Source organism: Kouleothrix sp. 19917 (assembly GCF_057073505.1).
This window is the reverse complement of the sequence record NZ_CP097099.1, coordinates 5,063,491-5,084,011: the sequence shown is the minus strand read 5'-3', so window position 1 is coordinate 5,084,011 and position 20,521 is coordinate 5,063,491. Positions and strand designations below refer to the sequence as shown.

At 62.5% G+C, this 20,521-nt stretch carries 22 protein-coding genes; 7 read left to right on the top strand and 15 right to left on the bottom strand.

The window, feature by feature from the left end; genetic code table 11:
* The first annotated feature begins 71 nt into the window (after window positions 1–71).
* The 7 genes from tuf (at window position 72) to rplL (ending at window position 4,765) form a co-directional block, all read left to right on the top strand.
* On the top strand, window positions 72–1,277 hold the full coding sequence (tuf, locus tag M1P90_RS20565; protein WP_483697167.1) for an elongation factor Tu: 1,206 nt from the start codon (window positions 72–74) through the stop codon (window positions 1,275–1,277).
* 90 nt (window positions 1,278–1,367) lie between these two features.
* Window positions 1,368–1,583 carry a preprotein translocase subunit SecE gene (gene secE, locus M1P90_RS20560; RefSeq protein ID WP_483697166.1) on the top strand — a complete coding sequence of 72 codons (216 nt, stop codon included), beginning with the start codon at window positions 1,368–1,370 and terminating at the stop codon, window positions 1,581–1,583.
* Between the two features lie 19 nt (window positions 1,584–1,602).
* Entirely contained in the window at window positions 1,603–2,181 is a 579-nt protein-coding gene (nusG, locus tag M1P90_RS20555) for a transcription termination/antitermination protein NusG (RefSeq protein WP_483697165.1), read from the top strand.
* Window positions 2,182–2,313: 132 nt separating this feature from the next.
* The gene (gene rplK / locus M1P90_RS20550; protein WP_483697164.1) at window positions 2,314–2,739 is read left to right on the top strand and encodes a 50S ribosomal protein L11; all 426 of its coding nucleotides are present in this window, start codon (window positions 2,314–2,316) and stop codon (window positions 2,737–2,739) included.
* A 73-nt stretch (window positions 2,740–2,812) separates the two neighbouring features.
* Window positions 2,813–3,544, top strand: a complete 732-nt coding sequence (rplA, locus tag M1P90_RS20545) for a 50S ribosomal protein L1 (RefSeq protein WP_483697163.1) — start codon at window positions 2,813–2,815, stop codon at window positions 3,542–3,544.
* 210 nt (window positions 3,545–3,754) lie between these two features.
* Window positions 3,755–4,291 (top strand): 50S ribosomal protein L10, encoded by a 537-nt coding sequence (rplJ, locus tag M1P90_RS20540; protein WP_483697162.1) that lies wholly within the window; start codon window positions 3,755–3,757, stop codon window positions 4,289–4,291.
* A gap of 69 nt (window positions 4,292–4,360) precedes the next feature.
* Window positions 4,361–4,765: a 50S ribosomal protein L7/L12 gene (gene rplL, locus M1P90_RS20535; RefSeq protein WP_483697161.1), complete on the top strand. Its 405-nt coding sequence runs from the start codon at window positions 4,361–4,363 to the stop codon at window positions 4,763–4,765.
* 71 nt (window positions 4,766–4,836) lie between these two features.
* On the opposite strand, the gene M1P90_RS20530 is transcribed toward rplL, so the two are convergent.
* From M1P90_RS20530 to M1P90_RS20460, 15 genes are all read right to left on the bottom strand, one after another.
* On the bottom strand, window positions 4,837–5,886 hold the full coding sequence (locus M1P90_RS20530) for a Gfo/Idh/MocA family protein (protein ID WP_483697160.1): 1,050 nt from the start codon (window positions 5,884–5,886) through the stop codon (window positions 4,837–4,839).
* A 305-nt stretch (window positions 5,887–6,191) separates the two neighbouring features.
* On the bottom strand, window positions 6,192–7,391 hold the full coding sequence (locus tag M1P90_RS20525) for a vWA domain-containing protein (RefSeq protein WP_483697159.1): 1,200 nt from the start codon (window positions 7,389–7,391) through the stop codon (window positions 6,192–6,194).
* 258 nt (window positions 7,392–7,649) lie between these two features.
* Complete coding sequence (locus M1P90_RS20520; protein WP_483697158.1) at window positions 7,650–8,546, bottom strand: AAA family ATPase; 897 nt, start codon at window positions 8,544–8,546, stop codon at window positions 7,650–7,652.
* Between the two features lie 233 nt (window positions 8,547–8,779).
* Window positions 8,780–10,780 carry a glycosyl hydrolase gene (locus M1P90_RS20515; RefSeq protein WP_483697157.1) on the bottom strand — a complete coding sequence of 667 codons (2,001 nt, stop codon included), beginning with the start codon at window positions 10,778–10,780 and terminating at the stop codon, window positions 8,780–8,782.
* Between the two features lie 147 nt (window positions 10,781–10,927).
* Window positions 10,928–12,076, bottom strand: coding sequence for a glycosyltransferase (locus M1P90_RS20510; RefSeq protein WP_483697156.1), 1,149 nt, complete (start codon window positions 12,074–12,076; stop codon window positions 10,928–10,930).
* Between the two features lie 4 nt (window positions 12,077–12,080).
* The gene (locus tag M1P90_RS20505) at window positions 12,081–13,067 is read right to left on the bottom strand and encodes a glycosyltransferase family 2 protein (protein ID WP_483697155.1); all 987 of its coding nucleotides are present in this window, start codon (window positions 13,065–13,067) and stop codon (window positions 12,081–12,083) included.
* Window positions 13,057–13,902, bottom strand: coding sequence for a glycosyltransferase family 2 protein (locus tag M1P90_RS20500; RefSeq protein WP_483697154.1), 846 nt, complete (start codon window positions 13,900–13,902; stop codon window positions 13,057–13,059). Before M1P90_RS20500 ends, M1P90_RS20505 begins: the two co-directional genes overlap by 11 nt.
* An 8-nt stretch (window positions 13,903–13,910) precedes the next feature.
* Window positions 13,911–14,861 carry an NAD-dependent epimerase/dehydratase family protein gene (locus M1P90_RS20495; protein ID WP_483697153.1) on the bottom strand — a complete coding sequence of 317 codons (951 nt, stop codon included), beginning with the start codon at window positions 14,859–14,861 and terminating at the stop codon, window positions 13,911–13,913.
* A gap of 24 nt (window positions 14,862–14,885) precedes the next feature.
* Entirely contained in the window at window positions 14,886–15,605 is a 720-nt protein-coding gene (locus M1P90_RS20490) for a transaldolase (protein ID WP_483697152.1), read from the bottom strand.
* Window positions 15,589–16,164, bottom strand: a complete 576-nt coding sequence (locus M1P90_RS20485) for a D-glycero-alpha-D-manno-heptose-1,7-bisphosphate 7-phosphatase (RefSeq protein WP_483697151.1) — start codon at window positions 16,162–16,164, stop codon at window positions 15,589–15,591. Before M1P90_RS20485 ends, M1P90_RS20490 begins: the two co-directional genes overlap by 17 nt.
* On the bottom strand, window positions 16,146–16,742 hold the full coding sequence (locus M1P90_RS20480) for an SIS domain-containing protein (protein ID WP_483697150.1): 597 nt from the start codon (window positions 16,740–16,742) through the stop codon (window positions 16,146–16,148). Before M1P90_RS20480 ends, M1P90_RS20485 begins: the two co-directional genes overlap by 19 nt.
* A gap of 33 nt (window positions 16,743–16,775) precedes the next feature.
* Entirely contained in the window at window positions 16,776–17,483 is a 708-nt protein-coding gene (locus M1P90_RS20475) for a nucleotidyltransferase family protein (RefSeq protein WP_483697149.1), read from the bottom strand.
* Entirely contained in the window at window positions 17,470–18,528 is a 1,059-nt protein-coding gene (locus M1P90_RS20470) for a lysylphosphatidylglycerol synthase transmembrane domain-containing protein (protein WP_483697148.1), read from the bottom strand. Before M1P90_RS20470 ends, M1P90_RS20475 begins: the two co-directional genes overlap by 14 nt.
* Window position 18,529: 1 nt before the next feature.
* A complete protein-coding gene (locus M1P90_RS20465; RefSeq protein WP_483697147.1) occupies window positions 18,530–19,585 on the bottom strand; it encodes a GHMP family kinase ATP-binding protein in 1,056 nt (351 codons plus the stop codon).
* Window positions 19,494–20,510, bottom strand: coding sequence for a Gfo/Idh/MocA family protein (locus M1P90_RS20460; RefSeq protein ID WP_483697146.1), 1,017 nt, complete (start codon window positions 20,508–20,510; stop codon window positions 19,494–19,496). Before M1P90_RS20460 ends, M1P90_RS20465 begins: the two co-directional genes overlap by 92 nt.
* Window positions 20,511–20,521: the final 11 nt, after the last annotated feature.

Here is a 20,521-nt window from a genome sequence, read left to right as displayed (position 1 = left end):
GCGGATCATTCCTATTTTTGTTTGTGTCGGCTCTGCCGGTGCAGCAGAAGTTATGGAGGCCTAGAACCGTAATGGCGAAGCAGAAATTCGAGCGAACCAAACCGCATATCAACGTCGGGACGATTGGTCACGTCGACCACGGCAAGACGACCCTGACCGCCGCCATCACCAAAGTGCTGGCGATGAAGGGCGCGGCCAAGTATACCTCCTACGACCAGATCGACAACGCGCCCGAAGAGCGCGCGCGCGGTATTACCATCGCCATCCGCCACGTCGAGTACCAGACCGACAACCGCCACTATGCCCACGTCGACTGCCCGGGCCACGCCGACTACATCAAGAACATGATCACCGGCGCTGCCCAGATGGACGGCGCGATCCTGGTCGTGTCGGCGCCAGACGGCCCGATGCCGCAGACCCGCGAGCACATCCTGCTCGCCCGCCAGGTGCAGGTGCCGGCCATGGTCGTGTTCCTGAACAAGGTCGACATGATGGACGACCCGGAGTTGCTGGAGCTGGTTGAGCTGGAGCTGCGCGAGCTGCTTTCGAAGTACGACTTCCCCGGCGACGACATTCCGATTATTCGCGGCTCGGCGCTGCAGGCGCTGTCGTCGACCTCGACCGACCCGAATGCGCCGGAGTACAAGAGCATCCTGGAGCTGATGGACGCGGTGGACAGCTACATCCCCACGCCGCAGCGCGCGATCGACCAGCCGTTCCTGATGCCAATCGAAGACGTGTTTGGCATCAAGGGTCGCGGCACCGTGGTGACGGGCCGGATCGAGCGCGGCAAGGTCAAGATGACCGACACGATCGAGATCATCGGTATGAGCGAGGGTGCGCCGCGCAAGACGGTGGTGACGGGCGTGGAAATGTTCCAGAAAACGCTGGACGAAGGCGTAGCGGGCGACAATGTGGGCGTGCTGCTGCGCGGTATTGAGCGGACGGACGTGGAGCGCGGGCAGGTGCTGGCGGCTCCGGGGTCGATCAAGCCGCACAAGAAGGTCAAGGCGCAGGTGTATGTGCTGAAGAAAGAGGAAGGCGGGCGGCACACGCCATTCTTCCCAGGCTACCGGCCGCAGTTCTACATCCGAACGACGGACGTGACGGGTTCGATCACGCTGCCGGAGGGGATGGAGATGGTGATGCCGGGGGACAACGTGGAGATGGGCGTGGAGCTGATCGTGCCGGTGGCGATCGAGGAAGGCTTGCGTTTCGCAATCCGCGAAGGTGGCCGCACGGTCGGCTCGGGCGTTGTGACTAAGATTGAGTCGTAGCTTGTGCTAGAGGGTGAGGGCGATGCGGGTGGCGCTGCTACCTGTCTGCCCTCACCCTCAGGTATGTCGTCAGCATAAAAGGAAACCCCAATGGCGGTTGAGAAAGAGCAGAACGAGAACTCGCTCGTGCGGACGCTGCGCGAAGTTCGTTCCGAAATGAAAAAAGTTGTCTGGCCGACGCGCGAAGAAACCGTGCGCCTGACCGTTGTTGTTGTTGTTCTTTCAGCGATCATTAGTATTGTTCTGTTTACTGCTGACTCGATCTTTCAATATCTCATCCTTGCTCTTCAGAACGCGGTGGGCTAGCTAAGGTACGAGGGCACCGTTGTCAGACCGAAACGACAAACAGAGCGACTCGGAGTTTCAGGCGGATGATGGCCGGCACTGGTATGTCATCCACACCTACTCGGGGTACGAAAATAAAGTGCGCCAGAATCTGATGCACCGCATCGAAACGATGGAGATGCAAGATCAGATTTTCCGTGTGATTGTGCCGACCGAAGAAGAAATTGAGATTAAAAACGGTCAGCGCCGCACGGTGCATAAAAAAGTCTTCCCAGGCTATGTGCTTGTTCAAATGCGCATGAATGACAACTCCTGGTACGTTGTGCGCAACACGCCGGGGGTGACGAGCTTTGTGGGGCACGGCAACCGCCCAACCCCGCTCGACGACACTGAGGTCAAGGCCATCCTCAAGCAGATGGAAGAGGAAGCCCCGAAGGTACGCGTCAGCTACCAGGTCGGCCAGGCCGTCAAAATCACCGATGGGCCCTTCACCGACTTTGAGGGCGTGGTCGATGCGATTGACCACGAGCGCGGGCGCGTGCGGGTGCTGGTTTCGTTCTTTGGCCGCGAAGCGCCGGTGGAGCTCGATTTCCTTCAGGTGACGCGGCTGGTCGATTAACTATCGCGCTGTTCTCCTGCGAAGGGCGAACGACGAACGGCCGTGCGCCGGCCCGACAATGGCGTCGGAACAGGTGTTCAACGCTCGTTCGTTCGTCCTTCTTCAGCGACATACGTTCATAAGGAGTAGATTGTGGCAAAGAAAGTCACGGGTGTCGTGAAGCTGCAGCTTCCGGCCGGCAAGGCCACCCCGGCACCGCCGGTCGGCCCGGCGCTGGGTAGCTACGGCATCAACATCATGGCCTTCGTAAAAGAGTATAACGAGAAAACCTCTTCGCAGGCCGGGAGCGTCATTCCGGTCGAGATTACGGTGTACTCGGATCGCTCGTTTACGATTGTGCTCAAGACGCCGCCGGCGGCGGACCTGCTGCGTAAAGCAGCGGGTGTGGACAAAGGCTCGGGCATCCCGAACCGCACCAAGGTTGGCTCGATCACGCGCGAGCAGCTGCGCAAGCTGGCCGAGCAGAAGATGAGCGACCTGAACGCGATCGACATCGCTGGCGCAGAGAAGATCCTGGCCGGTACTGCCCGCAGCATGGGCATCACGATTAAAGACTAAACGCCTGGCGCTTCTGACCGGGCAGCAGTTGTGGGAGGGCTTCGGCCCGCTTGACCACAAAGGAGAACACTCAATGGCACGCGATCACGGCAAAAAATACGCTGAAGCACTCAAGAAGGTCGACCGCGCGCAGCTGTATGCGCCCCAGGACGCGGTTGCGCTGATCAAGTCGACGTCGTACACCAAGTTCGACGCGACGGTGGAAGTCCACCTGCGGCTGGGCATCGACCCGCGCCACGCCGACCAGAACATCCGCACCACGGTGGCCCTGCCGCACGGCACAGGCAAGAGCGTGCGCGTACTGGTGTTTGCGCAGGGCGAAGCTGCGCAGGCCGCCAAGGACGCTGGCGCGGACTTTGTTGGCGCCGACGACCTGATTGGCCGCATCGACAAAGAGAACTTCTTCGATTTCGACATCGCCATCGCCACGCCCGACATGATGGGCAAGGTTGGCCGGGTGGGCCGCAAGCTTGGCCCGCGTGGCCTGATGCCGAACCCGAAGAGCGGCACGATCGTGCAGCCCGAGGATCTGCCCCGCACGATCCGCGAGGTGCGCGGTGGCCGCGTGGAGTTCCGCAATGACCGCACCGGCCTGCTGCATGTGGCGGTTGGCAAAGTCAGCTTCAGCGAAGGCCAGATTCAGGACAATATCGCCGCCCTGATGGACGCCGTCAAAGCCGCCAAGCCGGCCGCGACCAAAGGCGTGTTTGTCAAGAGCGTGACGTTCACCAGCACCATGGGCCCTGGCATCCGGGTCGACCCGGTTGCGGCGCAGGCAATGAGCGTCGGGAGCGCGGCTGAGTAACGAGCGCGTTGTAGGGGCGCACTATAGTACGCCCCTACAACGCAAAACTTCATAGCCCTAGACAGCGGGTGTTTGGCTTAATGGCCCTCGGGCCGCCCGCCGAGGCAGAACTTCCAGCGGCGTTCGCCGTTGATTGGCTGCTGTGTCTAGGCACTGCGGCTTTTTTGTTGCCATTCCAAACACATCCCACAGTGGGAGGAGGTGAATACAATGCCTACACAGCGCAAGGTTGAATCGGTTGCCGATTTGACCGACAAACTAACGCGCACACAGCTCACGCTGGTGACCGACTACCGCGGCCTGACCGTGGCGGAGATCACTGATCTGCGCAAGAAACTGCGCGACACAGGCGCCGAGCTGATTGTGGCGAAGAACACCCTGACGCTGCGCGCGGCCAAGGAAACTGGCCACGAGGCGCTTGAGTCGCTGCTTTCGGGCCCGACGGCGCTGGCGTTTGCGTTCCAGGACGCTGCCAAGACAGCTAAGGCAATTTCGGACTTCAACAAAGGCCCGAAGAAGCTGGTAGTGCGCGGCGGTATGCTGGGCAATGCCCTGCTCGGTGAGAATGTGCTCGACCAGGTTTCGAGCCTGCCCACCCGCGAGCAAGTGCTGGCCCAGATCGTTGGCGGCGTGGCCGCACCGGTGTCGGGCGTGGTTAACGTCATCAACGCTGCGATCACGAATGTTCTCTATGCCCTGCAGGCGCGCATCGATCAGATCGAACCGGCTGGCGAGGTCGCGGCGTAGTGTGCCAATGTTTGACGGTTGGATTGGTTCAATATTTGATAAGTGTATCACTCAAGGAGAGATGAAATCATGGCGAGCGACAAGATAAACAGCATCATTGAGAGCATGGAGGGCCTGAACGTCCTCGAGCTGGTCGAGCTGAAGAAGACCATGGAAGAGAAGTGGGGCGTGACGGCGGCGGCGCCGATGTTTGCGGCTGGCGCTATGCCGGCGGCGGGCGGCGGCGACGGCGCGGCGGCAGCTGCTCCCGTCGAGGAGAAGACCGAGTTCGACGTCATCCTGACGGCGGCCGGCGCGAACAAGATCCAGGTGATCAAGGTCGTGCGCGAGCTGGTCAGCGGCCTGGGTCTGAAGGAAGCCAAGGACCTGGTTGAGAGCGCGCCGAAGCCGGTGAAGGAAGGCGTGAGCAAGGAAGAAGCCGAGGCCACCAAGGCCAAGCTGGTCGAGGCCGGCGCGACGGCCGACATCAAGTAAGTTTTTCTTACTTGGGCAAAGGCAGGGGCGCTCCCACACTGTGGGAGCGCCCCTGCTGGCGTTGGCGGGCGTTACAGCGCGATATAGCGCCCGCCCTGGCGCTCGGATTCGCGCGCGGCGTCGAGCACGCGCTGGTTGCTCAGGCCGTCGGCAAAGGTTGCGCCCAGCGCAAGCGCATCTGCATCTCCGGCGAGGTAGGCGCTGAGCGCGTGCGCGAGGTAGACGGTGCCGTGTGGGAAATCGCCTTCGAGGCCGGCGGGAAGCGCCTGCGTTGCAGCGGGCGTGATATTCTGGAAGTCGCCGCTGGCTTCGGCATAGTGGAGCGCGCCGTCCAGCCAGCGCAGCGAGCCGCCCGCGCCGTAGAGCGTCAGGCTGTTTGGCTCCTGGGTGCGCGCCGCCGCGCTGCACTCAATTGCCGCGAGCGCGCCATTGGCGAAGCGCAGCCGCAGGCTGTAGTAGTCGTCGCTGGTTACCGGGCGCAGGCCATCGTCTGCCGGGCGCTGGGCAATGAATGTGTGCAGCGTGGCGGCGACCTCGGCAACCTCGGATTGCATCAGAAAGCGCAGCAGGTCGATCTGGTGCGAGCCATATGCGCCGAGCGCGCCACCGCCACGCCCCGCGTCGCTCCACCAGTTCCACGGGCGGCTCAGGTCGGCGCGTGAGTTGCCGATCACGCGGAAGAGCGCGTGGCGCACGCCGCCAATTGCGCCATCGGCCAGCAGCTGGCGGGCGCGGATGATCGCGGGCAGAAAGCGCAGCTCGTGGTCGATCAGTGCGAGCTGGCGGGGACGCACCTGCGCGGCGGCCAGCATTTCCTCGGCTTCGGCGGCGTCGCGCGCGGTGGGCTTTTCGCACAGCACGTGCTTGCCGGCTTCCAGCCCCGCCAGCGCGATTTCGTGGTGCAGATCGGGTGGCGTGACAATGCTGAGCACATCGACATCCGGGCGCGCCAGCAGGTCGCGCCAGTCGCCCGTGGCCGAGGAAACGCCCAGCTCGCCGGCAATTCGCTCGGTTTTGGCCGCGTCGCTACCGGCCAGCGCCACCACATCCAGCCCGGCGCTGCGGAAGGCCGGCACCTGCACGCGCGCGCCCCAACCCGTTCCGATGATCGCAATGCCCATCGGTTGCTCCTTCTCCTTCCAGATTTATCTTCTCGTTCGCATCATCCAAGGCGATAGCTCGACGCCGTGCATTTTTGCCTGCCCCCTTCGGCTTCGCTCAGGACGGGCTTCGACTTCGCTCAGGAAGTTCGGCAGCAAGGTACTTTCATTATTATTGTGTGCAGTTTTTCCGTGCGGAGCACGGAAAAACTGCACACAGGAAAGAATAAGGGCTGCGGCCGCCAAATGTGATGAGGTGCTGCCACAAGTCATCGCGCCAAAAGGCTTGTGAGCCTGCCATTTCAGAGAAGTGCGGAATCGTATGCCTATGTGTTCGTGAGCAGCGGGCGCTGGCGACGCTCGGGGCGGCGCTCGCCGATGGCCGAGAGCTTTGCGCCAAGCTGCTCGAGGCTGAGCAGGTTGTGCACTGGCAGAAAATCGTCGACAAAGGGCAGGGCGGCCTGGATGCCCTGCGTGAGCGGCTGGTAGTCGCGCCCGCCGAGCAGCGGGTTCAGCCAGATCAGGCGGTGGCAGGAACGTTGCAGGCGCGCGATTTCGCGGCCAAGCAGCTTGGGGTCGCCACGATCCCAGCCGTCGCTAATCAGCAGCACCACCGCGCCATGGCCGAGCACGCGGCGGCCCCAGCGAAAGTTGAACTCTTTCAGGGTTTCGCCAATGCGCGTGCCGCCCGACCAGTCGTTTACCTGCTTGCTGACCATGCCAACCGCGTCGTCAATATCGCGCTCGCGCAGCAGCCGCGTGATGCGCGTGAGGCGCGTGCCAAACACAAACGCCTCGACGTCGTGCAGGCCGTTGGAGATGGTGTGGACGAACTGGAGCAGAATGCGGCTGTAGCGATCCATCGAGCCGCTGATGTCGCACAGCACCACCAGCGGGCGCTGGTGCAGGCGCGGCGCGCGCCAGGCCAGCTCAAGCGGCTCGCCACCATAGCGCAGGTTGCGCCGCAGCACCCGGCGCATGTCGATCCGCCGGCCGGTGCGCTTGGGTCGCTGGCGGCGGGTTTTGCGCTGCTCGATGCGCCATTCGAGGTTGTTGAGCAGCGCCTTGCAGGCCTGCACTTCTTCCCAGCTAAACGTGCCGAAATCCTTGGTGCGAATCGACTCGCCACGGCTGTAGGAAAGCAGGATCTCGATCTGCTTTTCTTCTTTGGGCTGCTCGCCCGCGCCATCGCCCTGGTCGCGCGGGCGGCGCGGGATGCGCAGCGGCTTGGCCGGCACTTTCATCACCGGCAGCGCCAGCATCATCGGGTCGTTGTTTTGCACGCGCCAGTAGAAGGCAAAGGCCGTGTCGAACAGCGGCAGATCTTCGTGGCGGCGGATGAGCGTGCAGCGCGCCGCCGAGCGAAAATCCTCGCGGCTGGTGATCGGCACAAACTCCAGCGCGTGCACAAGCTCCAGCGCCTGGCCAGGGCTCACATCCACGCCCATTTCGCGCAGCAAAAAAGTGAAGGCCAGCACATGCTGCATCAGGAAGCCGGGTTGCGAGGCAGGTTGATCGCTTGTCATAATTACTCTATTCGTGGCTGGGCGCACTATTTTAAAATAACCACCAAGTCACTAAGGCATCAAGGGCCGAAAAACGGAACCACGAAGACACGAAGGGCGAGAAGAACCGCGGAATCGTAGAACTAAACAGTTGGCAGGAAGCTGGAACCTTCAAACGTGTAAACCTGCAACCCCCGTGCCCTCGTGCCGCTGCGCCTCTGTGGTGACGTTCCTGCCGTTCTCATTTGAATGATAGTGGGCTCAGCGTGGCGGCTGCGTTTAGCGCGCGGCCTTTTCCACCAGCGACTTCACCGCGCCGGCGCGCACCTGGTTGATGTCGTCCTGGTATTTCAGAATTGCGCCCAGCGTATCTTCCACCGCGCCCACACTTAGCTCGTGCGTGTCGAGCGCGACCAGCGCCTGCGTCCAGTCGAGCGTTTCGGCCACGCCGGGCAGCTTGTACAGGTCGAGCTTGCGCAGCTCCTGCACGAATATTGTGACCTGGCGCGAAAGGCGCTCGGATGCGTCGGGCACTTTGGCGGACACGATCTGCTGTTCTTTTTCCAGCGACGGGTAGTCGATCCAGTAGAACAGGCAGCGGCGCTTGAGCGCGTCGTGGACTTCGCGGGTGCGGTTGCTGGTGAGGATGACGGTGGGTGGCTGGGCGGCGCGAATCGTGCCAATTTCGGGAATGCTGATCTGCCAGTCGGACAGCAGTTCGAGCAGAAAGGCTTCGAACTCTTCATCGGCGCGATCCAGCTCGTCGATCAGCAGAATTGGCGGCTGGGCGTCTTCCGCGCTGGCCTCGATTGCCTGGAGCAGCGGGCGCTTGATCAGAAATTCGGGGCCGAAAATATCGTGTATGGTCTGCTGGGTGTTGGCCGCGCCGGCGCTTTCGAGCAGGCGAATTTGCAGCATCTGGCGCGTGTAGTTCCACTCGTAGATCGTGGTATTAACGTCCAGGCCCTCATAGCATTGCAGGCGGATCAGCCGCCGGCCAGTCATGGCGGCCAGCGTTTTGGCAATTTCAGTTTTGCCGACGCCGGCCTCGCCTTCGAGCAGCAGTGGTTTTTGCAGCTTCAGGGCAAGAAATAGTGCAGTGGCGAGCGGCCGGTCGGCCACGTAGCGATGGCTGGCGAGGGCTTCTTGCAGCGCTTCGATCGACGCGATGTTCATGGTCGGGGCCTTGTCTGTTCAGCGGAAGGATGGGCCGTATTGTAGCATACTACGTTGCTGGAGGCGTAAACAGATCTCGCTCTGTGCGGGGCTATGCGGCGTGCTTCGCCTGGTTGTGGGCGGGCGCGAAGAAGCGCTGGCCACCACCGTTGTGATGACCAGTGCTCGGATCGGACTTGCGCGTAATCACTAAACCCCATTCCCCAAACCCTAACCCCGCGCGTTCACACGCATCATGGGTTGTCGAAGCGCGTGATCAGCTCGCGCCCAAGCAGGCCAAGCAGCACTTCGTAGGGCGTGCCAGCGTTTTCGGGGTGGTACTCGAAACGCGCGCGCTCGAAGTACTGCACGGTGTATTTCTGCCCGGTGTCGGGGCGCGTGGCCTCGAACGGCTCGGTGATTGGCAGGCCCATGAGCGCCAGGCCGCCAAGCTGCTGCCAGCGCGCCAGAAAGGGCTGGCAGAGCGAGTGCCCGCTTTCGGGGAAGAACTGGCAGCCGGGCGGCGCGCCCGAAACCTTTGGCTGCGCCTGCCACTCGACGCCGAAGCGGCTGAGCAGCGAAACGCCCAGCAGGCCAAGCTGCACTTCATAGGGCGAGCCGGCGAACTCGGGGAAATACTCAAAGCGCGCGCGCTCGAAATACTGCACCACGCGCGGCCGGCCGCTGCCCGCCTCGGGCTCGGTGATTTCTTCGGTGAGCGGGTAGCCAAAGCCGGCCAGGCCTCCATGCGCCTCCCAGAAGCTGCGGAACGAGCCGCGCAGCGAGTGGCCGGTTTCGGGGAAGATGCGCGCGTTCTGCGCGGCCGGCGGGTCGTACTCGACATAGACCGGCGAACCTTGCTCATCCAGCCGCAGGTTCAGCACGCCATTTTCAGGGAAGATCAGGAAGCGCACGCGCCCGTTCCAGTGGCGCACCAGCGCCTCGCGGCAGCTGCACGGAATCTGGACGATCTGATTGCCGACGTCGGTGTTCCACAGCACGTCCACGCGCCGCCCCCCGCCGAAGCGATACCAGTAGGTATTTGGCATGTCGCCGCGCCGGCCGTCGGCAGGCACCTCAGTGAGCGACAGCCCGCTAAGCGCGCTAGTCATGGCACGGTAGGCGATATAGGCGGGCTTGCGCAGGTTCGGCGCGTTCGGGTCGAGCGGGTAGGTGCGGCGCAGCAGGCCGTAGTTCAGCTCGTGGTAGTTGTCGTTGTATACCGGCTGATCGTAGGGCGCGGTGGGAATGCTGTCGTTGCGGAAGTCGTACCAGAAAACCTTTTCGACATTTGGCGTCGCAATGGCCATGATATACAGCCGCGCCAGGAACTGCGCCTGCCGATCTTCCGGCACGCCCGGCCAGACACGATTGGTCGCCCAGCCCACCTCGGTGAGCCAGACCGGCTTGGGGCCGTAGCGCGCAATCAGGTCGTCGAGGCGCTGCATTTCCTGCGGGAAGGTGAGCGTGCCGTCGCGGCGCAGCGGCTGGCCTTCGGGCGGGTCGGGGCGGTAGGGGTGCACCGCCACCACGTCGAAGCTGCCCCACGCGCCGAGCTTGCCCAGCGCGTCGAGGTAGTCGAAATAGTCGTAGGTGGTTGGCGAAGGTGGGTAGCTCCACACCGCCGCCAGCCCGCCCAGCACGATGGTCGCTTCAGGGTCGGCGGCTTTGGCAGCGTCGTGCGCCACACCCAGAATGCGGGCGTAGTCTTTGATTTCGTACAAGCCGCTGGAATAGCCCGAGCCGGTCAAATTCGGCTCATTCCATATTTCCCAGTGCTTGATCTGCCCGCTGCGCCCATAGCGCGCAACAGTCTGGTAGACGTAATCGCCCCAGTCTTTGATCCAGGCGTCGAGCGGCGGGGCCTGGCCCTTGAACCAGAGCGGGTTGTAGTCGAGCAGGCCGAGCACATGAATGCCCGCGCTGGCCTGCGCGCTGATGCTGCGGTCGTAGTCGTAGAAGCCGCTGCCGTCGCCATTCCAGAAGAACGGGCCGCCCGGCTCGCGCTGCACGCGATCCCAGAAAATTTCTTCGCGCACCCACTGCACGCCGGCCTCGCGCAGCAACCCAACGTAGCGGTCGATCTCGTCGGAGCGCACGCGGTTGCCGATGGCGGTGACCATCCCGAAAGGTGATCCTTTGTCGCGGGCGGGGGGCTGGGCGTGCGCGGCTGGCGGTGAGGCGGGCAAGCCAGCCAGCAGCAGCATGGCGAACAGCAGCGCTGCGCTGACGCGCTGCGCATTGGAAAGCGACATCCTTCCTCCTCCCATATGTCTGTGCACTGGAGCGATGGGGCGGGCCGGGCGGCGCAGGCGCGTTTCGACCGGCATTGTGCGGATCGTACCACAGGTCGTCAAGTGTGTCGTTGGGTGCGCCGCTGCTTTTGCCCGGAAAGGAAGTATTTACGACATATGGGCATAGGGCGCGCCAAGCAGTTCGCGATACACGCCTTCGATCTGGGCGGCCATGGCGCGGGCAGAAAAGCGCTGCTCGACGGTGGCGCGGCCGGCCTGCGCCAGGCGCGCGCATTCCTGCGGATCGCGGAGCAGGCGCTCGAGCGCGGCAGCCAGCGCGGCCGGCTGCTGGGGCGGCACCAGCACGCCATTCTCACCGTCTGCCACAATCTCGCGGATGCCGCCCACTGCGCTGGCCAGCACCGGCACCTGCGCGGCCATGGCTTCCAGCAGCACGCCGCCCAAACCCTCGGCGCGCGTAGCCGGCAGCACCAGCAGATCGAGCGAGCGAATGAGCGATTCTGGCTGCGCGACAAAGCCACAGAGCTCGACCTGGCCGGCAATACCGAGGCGCTCCGCCAGTGCGGCGAGCGCGGCTGGCTGCGCCTCCTGGCCGTGCGACGCCCCGCCAACCAGCAGAATGCGGCTCTTGGCGCGCAGGTCGGCTGGCAGCATGGCAAAGGCGTGCAGCAGATCGGCCTGGCCTTTCTGGGGATGCAAGCGCCCCACCAGGCCCACGCGTAGCGGGCTGTGCGGCGGCTCGGGCGGGCGGGCTGGGCCGAGCGGCAGGCCATCGTAGATCACGCGCACATGCTCGCTGCGATGCCCAGCAAACTGTTCAGCGACCGCTTCCGAAATGCACACCACCCGCGCCGCGTTGCGAAGCGTGAGCTGGACCAGGCCGGCTTTCATGCCGCCCATACGCGGCAGCACCTCGCGCACATGCCAGAGATGCGGCACGCCAGCGGCACGCGCGCCAAACGCGCCGGTTAGCACCGTCCACACATTGCTGTGCACCAGCGCGATCTCGTGCTGCCGGATGGCGCGGCGCAGCGCCAGCGCGGCGGGAAGCTGGCGCGCTGCAAAGGGCAGCACGCGCCACGAGCGAAAAATGTGGCCCCAGAGCGTTTGCAGGTAGGGCGCAGCAATCACCGGCACGTCGAGCGCGCGCAGGTGCTCGGCCAGCGGGCCGGGGCCGGGCAAGGCGACCAGCGGCGCATACGCGCTTCGGTCGAGTGCGCCGAGCAGGTTGAGCAGCGCGCGGCTGGCGCCATACAGGTCGGCGGTGTGCTGGATGTAGAGGATCGGGCGCGGCATGCGGCTACCCCCGTGGCGTTGCGCCGCGCAGTGCCGCGCGCGCGCCGCGCCGCCCCCACAGGTAGGCGGCCAGTCCAGCGCGGCCCAGGGCGCTCACCAGCAGCACCTTGAGCGCCATGAGCTGGATGCGCGGCGCGGCGCCGGGCAGTCCGCGCAGGGCGTAGCGGCGCGCTGCCGCGAGCTGCCCGCCCATCATCAGGGCATTGCCGGCAAACACCTGCGCGCTGCTGAGCGCTTCGCCCTGCAAGGCGCGAATTTCGGGCGGCAGCGTGGGGTCGGCAAAGAAGCGCTCGAAGGTGGCCAGCACCTCGGGCGCGGCGCGCGCCTGCCGGGCGATGGTTTTGCTGCTGGCGTGCTCGCGAAATGCGCCCCAGCGTTCTGGCACATAGACCAGCGGGCCAAGCCGGCCCAGGCGCAGCCATAAATCCAGATCGAGCACCATGTGCAGGCGCTCATCGACCCCGCCGGCCTGCTCAACCGCAGCGCGGCGCAGGAAGGTGGCTGGCTGGGCAATTGGCGTCATGCCGGTGCGCACCAGCCGCAGGTAGTCGAACGGGGCGCTGGGGTGCGCGCCAATCGGGTCGCCGCGCTCGTCGATATAGGCGCAGTCGCCATACACGCCGCTGGCATTGGGATGCGCGCATAGCTGCTCGACGGCGGCGCGCACCGCGCCGGGCTCGTAGAGGTCGTCGGCATTCAGCCAGGCGACGATTGCGCCCGCGCCGCGCCGCCAGCCCTGGTTGATCGCGTCGGCCTGGCCCTTGTCGGGGGCGGAAACCCAGCGGATGCGCTCGCCATAGCTATGCAGAATGTCGAGCGTGCCATCGGCCGAGCCGGCGTCCATCACAATGTACTCGATCTGCGGGTAGTCTTGCGCCAGCACCGATTCGATTGTGGCGGCAATAAACTCGCCCTGGTTGAACGACGGCGTCACGATCGTGACAAGCGGCTGCGGGCCAAGCGCGGGCCAGGCGTGCGTTTCAGCGCCCATAGCGCACCTTGCGAAACAGGTAGGCGCCGCTGTAGAATGCGCCGCGCCGCCATGCATCGGCGCCGCGCCTGAGGCTCCCGCCCGCCAGTGCGCGCAACCCTGCGCGCCAGCTGGCCTTGACCATTTCGCCATAGAACAGGTTGGGCAGCAGCGCGCGGCCATGCCGCCGAATCATGCGCTCGATCTCGTCGAGGCGCTCAAGCCCGCCGCTGGCGGTTTTGGTCTCGGCGTAGATGCGGGCCTGGGCCAGCGTTGCGGGCAGGTAGCGCACCGGGGCGTGGCGCGCCAGCCGGATCCACAGGTCGTAGTCGAGGCAGTAGCGCAGCCCGGCATCCAGCCCGCCGACCGTGTCAAAAGCGGCGCGGCGGAAAAAAGTTGCCGGCTGCACAATGAAATCGAGATGGTGAATCAAGCGGTTGAGGCTGAACGGCTCGACCTGCGGGCAGGGGCCGAGCGCTGTGCCGGCGCGGTCGATAAATTCGGCATTGCCATAAACCAGCCCGGCCTCAGGGTGTTTTTCCAGCTCGTCAACGGCGCGCGCCACCGCGCCCGGCAGGTAGACATCGTCGGCGTTGAGCCAGGCCACAATTGGGCCGCGGGTGCGCGCAATACCCTTGTTCACCGCATCGGCCTGGCCGCCATCGGGTTCGGAAAGCCAGCGAATGCGCTCGCCATAGCCGCGCAGAATATCGAGCGTGCCGTCGGTCGAGCCGCCGTCGACAACCAGATACTCGATCTGCGGGTAGTCCTGCGCCAGCACCGAGTCGATGGTGGCGGCAATAAATTCGCCCTGGTTGAACGAGGGCGTGACGATTGAGATAAGCGGCGCAGCCATACAGTTGCCTACTTCTCGCGCGCGGCCCACGCCTGCGACCACGCGACTGCGCGGCGGATGCCTTCGTCGAGCGGCACCTGCGGCGCGTAGTCGAGCAGTTCGGCGGCGCGGCTAATATCGGCAATATAGCGCGTCACTTCGCCCACGCGCTTGGAAGGTTCGACCGTGATTTGTCCATCCACGCCCAGCGCGTCCGCGATTAGCTCGGCCATGTGTACCAGCGTATTGCCCTGCCCATACGCGAGGTTGATCGTCTGGTTGCGCACCTGCCCGCTCAGCAGCCGCTCAATGCCCGCGATAATGCCATTCACACAGTCGTCCACATACGTGAAATCGAGCGTCTTCTCGCGGCCAAAAACGGTCACCGGCTGGCCGGCGCGCATGCGCTCGATGAACAGCGGGATCACGCGCTCCATCCGCTCGTTGTCGTTGTCGTAGCGGCCATATACGTTTGAGAAGCGAAAGACGATGTAGGGCACATCGTAGCAGCGCGCATAGGAATAGACAAGCGCCTCGCCCGCGACCTTGCTGGCCGAGTAGGGGCTTTCGGTGAAGGAGAAATCGGCGTGCGTTTCCTCGGTAATATAGCGATGAATGTCGCCATACACCTCGCGTGAGGACGAGAAGATCAGCGGGAGCTTGTTGTGGCGGCAGTACTCCAGCACGTTAAAGGTCAGCGCGATGTTTTCCATGGCGCGGTGCGGAAGCTGCACCAGCTCGTGCACCTTGGCGTTGGCGGCCAGATGCACCACCAGATCGACGCTGGGGTAGGGCACGCTGCCGATGCCGCCCACGAAATCGCGGAACGGCGCGCCCAAATCTTGCAGCAGCGTCGGGATGCGGTCGGTCCAGCTATTCACGCGCTTGTCGATGCCAAATACCGTGTGCCCGCCATCAAGGAGGCGCAGCGCAAGGTTCGTGCCGATCTGGCCGCTGGAGCCGGTGATCAGGATGTGCATGAGTGGCTCGCTTCACAGGCTCGATTAGAGTTGATAGTGTGCTTGTTGTGCATCATTGTAAAACATTTTGACAGTGTCGAGTGAATACTCATCCAGGTCGCGGCCCACCAGATCCAGTTTCTTCAGAATATCGGTTGTTACCGTGATAATGTGGCAGCCAATCGCATCCGCCTGGAAGATATTCAGCAGCTCGCGCGGGCTCGCCCAGATCAGCTCCTGCTCGGGATGGGGCCGCATAACTTCCAGTGCAGCACGCATAATCAGCAGCGGATCTCGGCCGGTGTCAGCAATTCTTCCAGCAAATACAGAGATGCAGCTTGGCGTGCCGCCAGCCAGCGCTGCAGACACCTCGCGCACTTGCTCTAATGTCATGAGCGCGGTGACATTGAGCTTGATGCCAGCCTGCGCAAGGCGGCGAACCAGGCCGAATGCTGGCTCAGCCTGTGTATTCGTCACAGGTATTTTTACATATACATTGGTGCCCCACGACGCGATCTCGTATGCCTGACGCTCCATATCCGCGAAGTCGTCGGAAAAAACCTCGAACGAGATTGGCACGTTGGGCAGCGCGGCAAGTACATCCTGCGCAAAAGCGCGGTAATCAGCCACACCTGCCTTGCGCATAAGCGTGGGGTTGGTAGTAAGGCCGGAAATATACGGCTTTTGAATCATGTCCAGCATGCCGGCTTTATCGGCTCCATCTGCAAATATTTTAATACGCAGCGCATCAATCGTTGGCGTCATCGTGCGGCTCCTTACGGATATGTTCAATAATATGCTGCACGGCTTCCGGCAGATTTGCTGCGGCGGCATCTGGCATGCAGCGCGCCGCCTGGCTATAGGGTGTCATAATGAGGATAGTATAACAGCCAGCTGCTTGCCCGGCGACGATATCGCTCCAGCGATCGCCAACCATAAAGCTATGCGCCAGATCAAGCGAGTAGCGTTGGGCAGCTAGGATTAGAAGCCCTGGTTTGGGCTTGCGGCACGCGCAGTGGTCAGTGTTGTCGTGAAAGCAGGTTACTATGTCGTCGAGCGGTAATTGCGCGGCGATCTGCTGATTGACCTGCTCAACCATGGCACGAGTTTGTGTGCCACGTGCGACATCAGGCTGGTTAGTAACCACAATTCGGCGCAGATTGTGCTGCGCAAGGGTACGCACTGCCTGCACGACGCCAGGCAAAAGCTCAAGCTCAGCTATGCTGGCGGGCGGGTACGTTACGCCATCGCGCACAAATACTCGGTTCAGCACGCCGTCGCGATCCAGAAACACGGCACGCTGCATCAGCGGGTCGATTCCCACTTCGTCTCCACCGCCTTCAGCGCAGGATGCGACACCAGCAGATGCCAGATCACGCCCTGAAAGGCTTCAGCGTGCGGTGTGATAGTTTCGGCGTTTATCGTTGGCACAATTACACAGGCATCGGCGACCTTGGCAGTATAGCCGCCGTCGCGGCCCACCACACCGCAAATAGTCGCGCCGACTTCTTTGCCATACTGCAGCGCGCGCACCAGGTTCGGGCTAATACTACGCGCGAGATCGCCGCCGCCCACAGAAAGCACAAAGATCATGTCCTTGCCATTTAGGCGGCTACCGCGCAGCCAGTTCACAAACACACTTTCCCAGCTTTCGTCGTTGACGCGCGCAGTAAGCTCAGACACATTATCAGTGGGGGTGTAAGCTTCGATCTGTGCGATCTTCCGAAAATCGTTTACAGCGTGCGATGCGTTTGCTGCGCTTCCGCCAACGCCCAGAAAGAACAGTCGGCCCTGGCGCTCGCGCAGTTCGTGCAGCAGTGTCGCCATCCGCTCAATCGCAGCTATGTCGAGCTGCGCGAGGATCTGGGTCGCTTCGGCAATATATTGGTTTGCAAATGTCATCAGTTTCCTCGTAGCGGCACAAGTCTGGTACGTTTACGAACCACACAGGTATGCCTTGATTTCTGCTAGCCCCGTGTGCGAGCCAATTTCATAAAAGCGCTGCGTCACTTCATAGCCGATCATGGCTCGCTCTTCCACCAGATCATGGTACAGATCGGCTAGATCAGCAGCCCGATCGGGCGGGATCCGTGCCAGTACGCTTTCGCGCAGCAGCGCCGCCCCGTAGTCAATGAAAGTCATGTCTGGCGTTGGCTGGCGCTTGTCATAGCGCAGCAGCTCACCGTTACGAAATAGGGCGTTGCTGCCATCCCAGCGGTTGGCATTTTCCAGCACCGTCATCAACCCTTGCGCCCCAGCCTGGGCGAAATGCGCCAGTACTGCCTGGTACTCGATCTCAAGATATGAGTCGCCATAGAGTACCCAGAACACTGGCCCGAGCAGTGGCGCGGCGCGCAGCAATGCGCCGCCAGTGCCTAAGAGCTGCGGGCCATCAAATGAATAGCGCAGTTCCATACCGAGCGCCGCGCCATCGCCGAGGTGTGCCTGGACCTGCTCGCCCAGATAGCCCAGGCATAGTACCACCCGGCGCACCCCATTGCGGTGCAGCAACCGGAGCTGATGATCAATGAAGGGCCGGCCGCAGATCTCGACCATCGCTTTAGGTATTGTTTCCGTGATTGGCCGCAGGCGCGTTGCCAGCCCGCCAGCCAGTAATGCTACTGGAATATCAGCGATGTTCATGCGCTACCCCGGTAGCTGGCTCGTTCGGTATACGCCGAGCGACGCCCCAGCTCCCACGCGCGACGCGCCAGGCCAGCAGGACACCTCCCGCCAGTGCTGCGGCGCTCATGACAGCCAGAACTGCCAGCGCCAGCGCCAGTGATTGGCTTGCCGGAATACCGAACAGGCTCATCAAAAAGACAAACGACCCTTCACCCACACCGATGCCATTCAGCGAAACTGGCGCCATCCGCACGATCCATACCAGCGGCACTGCCAGGCAAAAGCTCATCAGCCCCACAGTTAGTCCCATCGACTGGCCAATAACGTAATACATGCTGATGCCCATAAGCACGGCTGCAAGCGCCATACACAGTAGGAGTAACAGCCGAGCCAGCGGCAGGGGCGGTAGCTCGCCAATCGGGCGCAGCACTGCAATCACGCGCTGCACAAACCGATGTTGAACGAGTCGTTTGAGCAGTGGCCGCTGGCCGTATGCGTGCCATACCCAATTCGCCAGTGCAAAGAGCAAGCGCGGATACAGCAGTAGCGCAATGGCTACTGAACCTGCAGCAACTATTATCAGCACCCAGATGCGTAGCTGAAGCGGCACGAGTGGCAGGTAGTACAGCACCGCCACCACACCGATCAGCAGTGATGCCCCCAGGCCCAGAAGGCGCTCTTGCAGCGTGGCCAGCACCGCCTCGGCAGGTCGACCGTTGCGCCGTGCCACCTCATAGGTGCGCACGACATCGCCGCCCGTGCCGGTGGGTAAAAAAAGCGAGCAAAACTGGCCAATAAAATAGAGGACTGTGAGGTTGCCCAGCCGCTCGCTGATGCCGGCGCTGGCTAGAAGGATTTGCCAGCGCCGGCTGTTCAGCACAAATCCAACAGTCTGAAGCCCGCCCGCGAGCACAACTGCCGCCGGGCTGATGGCGCGAAAGCTTGACAGCAGGTTCGCGCTGCGCGCCGCAAACACTAGCGCTGCAATCAGTGCCAGGCTCACAAGCCCTTGAAGGAGCACACGTACCCACGGCCGTTTTAGCACTGCAATCACGTGCGCCATCCTACTGAATTACCACTTTGGTGCCTTCAAAATCGAACCGGAAGCGCACCTCGCGCAGGCTTGTTTGTGCCATCGCGTGGCGCAGGCGGCTTTTATCATCAGCGTAGAACATCAGGAAGCCGCCGCCGCCTGCGCCAATCAGCTTACCGCCCAGCGCGCCATTTTTCATCGCAATTTCGTACCAGGTATTGATATCGGGGTTACTCATCGTGCCGCTGCGCTGCTTTTTGTATTCCCAGTGCACATTCATGAGCTCAGCAAAGCGTCGCAGGTTGCCGGCCTCAAGGGCGTCTTTGCTCTGGTAACCCAACTCTTTCACGAAATGCAAGTTATCAACCATGCTCTGGTCGCTTTGCTTGCTCTTATCGTCCTGCTCCTTCAAAATACTTGAAGCCGAGCGGCTGTAGCCGGTGAAGAAGAGCAATAAATTGTCTTCAAGATTGTAAAGCGTTTCCGTGTCGATTTTCAGCGGCCAGGCCTCAACCTGATCGTTTGGTAAGAACTGGAAACATGTCAGGCCACCGTATGCCGCAATATATTGATCCTGCTTGCCGATTGGCTCGCCAAGGCGATCAAGCTCGATCTGGCAGGCCTGCTCGGCTAGATCGCGCGGGTGTACTAAGTTCTTCTTGTGGCTATGCAAAGCCTTTAGCAGGGCTGTGGTGAAGCTGCCAGATGAGCCAAGCCCGGTGCCGGCCGGGATGTCGGCCATGCTGGTGATCTCAAGGTTCGGCCCGTCGATGCTGGTGAGCCGCAGCGCCTCGCGGATAATTGGGTGTTGCACTTCATCGACGCTTGCCACACGCTCAAGCTTAGAATATTTGACGATCAGCTCTTGGACAAACGTCTGATGCAGCGTAATATATACATACTTGTCGATCGCCGCAGCGATCAGAAAACCGCTGTGTTTACGGTAATACGATGGCAGGTCGGTGCCGCCGCCGCCAAGCGAGATGCGCAGCGGGCTACGCGTGATAATCATGGGCTTCTCCCGGCTGGCTGGCTGGCGCCGACAGATGATACAGCGTTTCAACCACTTCAAGTGCAGCGAGCGCATCGGCAAGTGTGCCCATGGGCTGGCTGCGCTCACGAATACAGTTGCGCATGTGCGCGTACTCGTCGTGCCACGACCGATCTTCGCCAGGGTATTCCCAAATTGTTGTTGGCGGCGGGCCCATCTGCGGCAACATCTGGTAGTAGGAAAGGCGCTCGACGCCATAGCTGCCGCCCAGGCCATCGATCTGCAGCTTGCCATAGCGGCCAAAAATTTCGAAGCAGAACAAGTTTTTCCACTCGCTGCAGCTCGCATGGAGCCAGGCAACCTGACCCTGTGCGGTTTTGAGCATTGCAAAGCCGTTGTCTTCTACCGGCATATTCCAGAAGAATGTGCCGACGTGGCCTTGTACATCGACGAAATCGCCAGCGAACCAGCGCGCCAGATCGATCAGGTGCACGCCCTGGTCGAGCATCTCACCGCCGCCAGCGATTGCTGGGTCGGCGCGCCACTCGCGCTCGTAGCCCAGCCGCCCGCCGTGGCCATAGCGTGCCCGCACGTACATCAGTGGGCCAAGCACGCCGCTCTCGAAGATTGTGTGGGCCTGCTGAAACGCCGGGTGGAAGCGATGATTAAAGCCAACCTTTACAGTCATGCCTGCGCGCTCAGCGGCACGGAGGAGCGGGCGCAGTTCGGCGGCATTACGCGCAGCCGGCTTTTCCACCAGCACGTGCTTGCCACGCTCGATCGCCGCCAGCGCAATTGGTGCCAGGGCATCGTTGGTTGTCGCGACGATCACGAGATCAATATCATCGCGCGCCACAAGCTCGTTCCAGTCCGCACTTACCGCGCAGCCTGGATATTGCGCCGCAAGCTTTTCGGCGCGAGCCGCGGCTGTGTCGGCCACTGCCACCAGGCGATCTTCGCCCAGTGCGCGGGCACGCTTGTGCCCGATCAGTCCGCAGCCAACAATTCCTACGCCGAGCATGGGCGGCCTCG

What these genes read in the sequence shown, in the direction of transcription:
- M1P90_RS20460 (WP_483697146.1), bottom strand. Translation starts at nt 20,510, where the DNA reads ATGCTCGGCGTAGGAATTGTTGGCTGCGGACTGATCGGGCACAAGCGT.
- rplJ (WP_483697162.1), top strand. Translation starts at nt 3,755, where the DNA reads ATGCCTACACAGCGCAAGGTTGAATCGGTTGCCGATTTGACCGACAAA.
- M1P90_RS20495 (WP_483697153.1), bottom strand. Translation starts at nt 14,861, where the DNA reads ATGCACATCCTGATCACCGGCTCCAGCGGCCAGATCGGCACGAACCTT.
- M1P90_RS20530 (WP_483697160.1), bottom strand. Translation starts at nt 5,886, where the DNA reads ATGGGCATTGCGATCATCGGAACGGGTTGGGGCGCGCGCGTGCAGGTG.
- M1P90_RS20475 (WP_483697149.1), bottom strand. Translation starts at nt 17,483, where the DNA reads ATGAACATCGCTGATATTCCAGTAGCATTACTGGCTGGCGGGCTGGCA.
- M1P90_RS20520 (WP_483697158.1), bottom strand. Translation starts at nt 8,546, where the DNA reads ATGAACATCGCGTCGATCGAAGCGCTGCAAGAAGCCCTCGCCAGCCAT.
- M1P90_RS20500 (WP_483697154.1), bottom strand. Translation starts at nt 13,902, where the DNA reads ATGGCTGCGCCGCTTATCTCAATCGTCACGCCCTCGTTCAACCAGGGC.
- M1P90_RS20490 (WP_483697152.1), bottom strand. Translation starts at nt 15,605, where the DNA reads ATGACGCCAACGATTGATGCGCTGCGTATTAAAATATTTGCAGATGGA.
- tuf (WP_483697167.1), top strand. Translation starts at nt 72, where the DNA reads ATGGCGAAGCAGAAATTCGAGCGAACCAAACCGCATATCAACGTCGGG.
- M1P90_RS20465 (WP_483697147.1), bottom strand. Translation starts at nt 19,585, where the DNA reads ATGCGCTCGCTGCACTTGAAGTGGTTGAAACGCTGTATCATCTGTCGG.
- M1P90_RS20470 (WP_483697148.1), bottom strand. Translation starts at nt 18,528, where the DNA reads ATGGCGCACGTGATTGCAGTGCTAAAACGGCCGTGGGTACGTGTGCTC.
- secE (WP_483697166.1), top strand. Translation starts at nt 1,368, where the DNA reads ATGGCGGTTGAGAAAGAGCAGAACGAGAACTCGCTCGTGCGGACGCTG.
- M1P90_RS20515 (WP_483697157.1), bottom strand. Translation starts at nt 10,780, where the DNA reads ATGTCGCTTTCCAATGCGCAGCGCGTCAGCGCAGCGCTGCTGTTCGCC.
- rplA (WP_483697163.1), top strand. Translation starts at nt 2,813, where the DNA reads ATGGCACGCGATCACGGCAAAAAATACGCTGAAGCACTCAAGAAGGTC.
- rplL (WP_483697161.1), top strand. Translation starts at nt 4,361, where the DNA reads ATGGCGAGCGACAAGATAAACAGCATCATTGAGAGCATGGAGGGCCTG.
- M1P90_RS20525 (WP_483697159.1), bottom strand. Translation starts at nt 7,391, where the DNA reads ATGACAAGCGATCAACCTGCCTCGCAACCCGGCTTCCTGATGCAGCAT.
- M1P90_RS20510 (WP_483697156.1), bottom strand. Translation starts at nt 12,076, where the DNA reads ATGCCGCGCCCGATCCTCTACATCCAGCACACCGCCGACCTGTATGGC.
- M1P90_RS20480 (WP_483697150.1), bottom strand. Translation starts at nt 16,742, where the DNA reads ATGACATTTGCAAACCAATATATTGCCGAAGCGACCCAGATCCTCGCG.
- M1P90_RS20505 (WP_483697155.1), bottom strand. Translation starts at nt 13,067, where the DNA reads ATGGGCGCTGAAACGCACGCCTGGCCCGCGCTTGGCCCGCAGCCGCTT.